Below are 2,948 nucleotides of genomic sequence, written 5' to 3' on the forward strand. Positions count from 1 at the left end.
CGGCGTGCCGGGCCTCTTCAAGACCCTCTATGCGCCGGCGGACTATATCGAGACCGTCAACCGGCCGGGCCAGCGCCTCTATGCCAAGCAGTGGCAGAAGCCGAACGACAAGGGCGTGAACGTCGAGTTCCAGATGAACGCCCTTCACTACTGCACGCGTCCGCGCGTTCTGATGCCGCTGCGGCGCACGTAAGGGGGGATGACGCCATGGCCTCGCCGTTCGATACGCTCGATGAGCTGCTGTCTTCGGCCGTCGCGACGGCCTATGGCGAGGCGGCAATCCTGACGCCGCGCGTCGCCACCCAATATGCGCAGCGCGCGGCTGACGAAAACCGCCCCGCGACGAATGTGTGGGGTGTCTTCTCGGCGGGTCCGGGCGAGTCGCCGATCAGGGGCCAGGCCAGTGCCGGCGAGTTCTCGGGTTCGACCCGCCTGCAGGTGATGGGGGCCCAGTTCTGGATGACCGCCGCGCAGGTGTCGGCGCTGGGCTTCGCGCCCGCCAGGGGCGACAGGATCGCCTTCCCGGACAGGGCCGGATCTCCCGTCTACGCGGTTGCGGCAATCCAGCATACCGATCTTGGCGATACCGCCCTCATGCTCGTCCGCGAGGATCAACCGGAATGAGCCTGTCCCGCCTTGCCATGCGCATCGCCGCGGCCCGCGCTGTCAGGGGCGCCACGCTGGCCGAGGACCGGGTCTTCGACAGCGCCATCGACCCGATCGATCTCGCCATCGCCGGGAACCGCCAGCCGATCCTGGTGGTGATGACGGATGAGCATGAAGCGATCCCGGTGGGCCGCGACCTGTTCCACGCCGATATCTCCTGCGATCTCGTCATCGATGCGGCCATCGCGGCGCGGGTCGAAATCGGGGGCGAGGTGAGCATCACCATCCCCCATACCGACGAAGGCATGGAACTGGTGCTCGACATGATGGAGCACCAGGTGATTGCGGCGCTTACCCGCGAGTGCAGCGGCTGGTCCCGGGTCTGGATGAAGCTGGTGCCGCGCGTCAAGCGCCGCCTGTCCCGCCGCGGCGCTTCCGCCGAGGGCGGGGTCCGCTTCGCGGCGCGGCAGATCGTCCTCACCTGTGACCTGATCGAGGCTCCGGCCGGCGGGGCGGCAATCGTAGCTGGCTCGGCCTGGGCGGATGTCCTCACGGTCATGGAGGAGGATGCGGCGCTGAAGCCGATTGCCGATCTGCTGCGTCTGACCATCGAGGGGGCCGGGGTGGCCGAATGGAAACGGGCGGCCAACATGCTCGGGATCCACAAGGCGACGGCCAAGGCGATCGGGCTGGGGCCGGTCCTCGACGAGGGCGCCGATCCGGCCAGCGTCGCGGCCGTGACCGTGACGGGCGGCATGAGCGCAAGCCTCGACGAGGCGGCGGCGGCGGAGCAGGGGTTCCCGCATGGCGGTCCGTGAACTGGTCGAGCTGGCCTCCCGCGTGGCGGAGCTCGAGCGGCGCTTTTCCGGCGCCATGCGCCACGGCACGGTCGAGGAGGCCGACGCGGCGAGGCAGCGGGTCAGGCTCAACTTCGGCAGCGATGTGGAGGGGAAGCCCTTCCTCTCGCCCTGGGTGCCTTACGCCCAGATCGCCGGGGCGCTCAAGGTCCACACGCCACCATCGAGGGGGCAGCAGTTCACGCTGATCTCGCCCTGTGGCGACTGGCAGCAGGCGGTGGCGCTCCCGATGACCTGGAGTGACCAGAACCAGCCGCCATCTTCGAGAGGCGACGAGAACGTCCTCGCCTATGGCAACGTCAAGGCGACGATCAGGGATGATCTGACGCAGGTTCATGTCGGCGGCACGGCGTTCGAGATCACCAGCGGGCGGGTTCTCATCAAGGTTGGCGGCGTCGCGGTCGAGATCACCGGCGGCGGTGTCACCATCACCGGCGGCAAGGTCATGCATGACGGCAGGAACATCGGCGCGAGCCACATCCATGGCGGCGTCGAGCCTGGCGATGGACTCACCGGCATCGCGGCAAACTGAGGAGCAGTCAAATGGCACGCTACATCATCACTGAAAAGGCCGGGCGCTTTGTCGCCGGACGGAACAATACGGGCGTTGGCACCGTTCTGGAGCTGACCCCGGCGGAGGCCCAGTACGAACTGACGCTCGGCACGCTGGCCGTGGAAGAGGCCCCGGAGGCCGAAACGGATGAAGGCGGTGACACCGCCGATGAAGGTGAGCCGAAGCGCCGCTCCAGAACAAAAATCGCCGGGTGATCCTGATGGCGGCCGATCTCAACAGCCCCTCCGTCGGCCTCGACGCCGCGACGGGCGGGATCGTCACGGGCTGGGATCATGTCGTGCAGTCGCTGGCCGATATCTTCGCCACGCGGTTCGGCGCCCGCATCATGCGCGAATGGTACGGGTCCTTCGTGCCGAACCTGCTGGGCAGGCTGATCACGCCTGACGAGGTGGTTCCCTGCTTTGCAGCCATCACGTCGGCGATCGAGCAGTGGGAGCCCCGCTTCCGGGTGACCCGGATCCAGGCGGTCGAGGTGACCCACGACGGGCGGCTGCATGTGTTTCTCGACGGCGAATACCGTCCCCGCGCCATGCTGGGCGACTTTACGGTCGAGGGCGCGCGCCGCCTCGATGCTTACGCGAACCCGGACGGGGTCAGGATAGAGGAGCGAGCGGCATGAGCCACGACACCGCGCTTGATCTCTCCGTGCTGCCGCCCCCTGAGGTGATCGAGACGGTGAGCTACGAACCCATCGTTGCGGCGATGCGGGACGATCTGGTGGCGCGGTTTCCGGCCATCGCCGGGGTCATCGACCTCGAGAGCGAGCCCGCCCGGAAGCTGATCGAGGTGTTCGCCTATCGCGAGATACTGCTCAGGGCCCGCGCCAACGATGTCGCCCGCGCCAATCTTCTGGCCTTCGCGACGGGCGCCGACCTCGACCATCTGGCGGCCTGGTATGACGTGACGCGGCT

General features: G+C 67.8%; 6 protein-coding genes and 1 pseudogene. All 7 read left to right on the top strand.

Features of this window, described 5'->3' with window-relative positions; all coding sequences use genetic code 11:
- The coding region (locus ACKOED_RS04875) for a major capsid protein (RefSeq protein WP_408915455.1) at nucleotides 1-193 on the top strand (193 nt) is incomplete at its 5' end.
- 14 nt (nucleotides 194-207) lie between these two features.
- The gene (locus ACKOED_RS04880; RefSeq protein WP_408915456.1) at nucleotides 208-624 is read left to right on the top strand and encodes a hypothetical protein; all 417 of its coding nucleotides are present in this window, start codon (nucleotides 208-210) and stop codon (nucleotides 622-624) included.
- Nucleotides 621-1,424: a hypothetical protein gene (locus ACKOED_RS04885; protein WP_408915457.1), complete on the top strand. Its 804-nt coding sequence runs from the start codon at nucleotides 621-623 to the stop codon at nucleotides 1,422-1,424. Before ACKOED_RS04880 ends, ACKOED_RS04885 begins: the two co-directional genes overlap by 4 nt.
- The gene (locus tag ACKOED_RS04890; RefSeq protein WP_408915458.1) at nucleotides 1,411-1,995 is read left to right on the top strand and encodes a phage baseplate assembly protein V; all 585 of its coding nucleotides are present in this window, start codon (nucleotides 1,411-1,413) and stop codon (nucleotides 1,993-1,995) included. Before ACKOED_RS04885 ends, ACKOED_RS04890 begins: the two co-directional genes overlap by 14 nt.
- 11 nt (nucleotides 1,996-2,006) lie before the next feature.
- Complete coding sequence (locus tag ACKOED_RS04895; RefSeq protein WP_408915459.1) at nucleotides 2,007-2,231, top strand: hypothetical protein; 225 nt, start codon at nucleotides 2,007-2,009, stop codon at nucleotides 2,229-2,231.
- A 5-nt stretch (nucleotides 2,232-2,236) separates the two neighbouring features.
- Nucleotides 2,237-2,656, top strand: a complete 420-nt coding sequence (locus ACKOED_RS04900) for a GPW/gp25 family protein (RefSeq protein WP_408915460.1) — start codon at nucleotides 2,237-2,239, stop codon at nucleotides 2,654-2,656.
- Nucleotides 2,653-2,948, top strand: a pseudogene (locus ACKOED_RS04905) (baseplate J protein); the annotation flags it as partial. The gene ACKOED_RS04900 and the pseudogene ACKOED_RS04905, both read left to right, overlap by 4 nt.

The organism is Aestuariivirga sp. (assembly GCF_046093005.1).
In the GTDB taxonomy this organism is placed as follows: domain Bacteria; phylum Pseudomonadota; class Alphaproteobacteria; order Rhizobiales; family Aestuariivirgaceae; genus Aestuariivirga.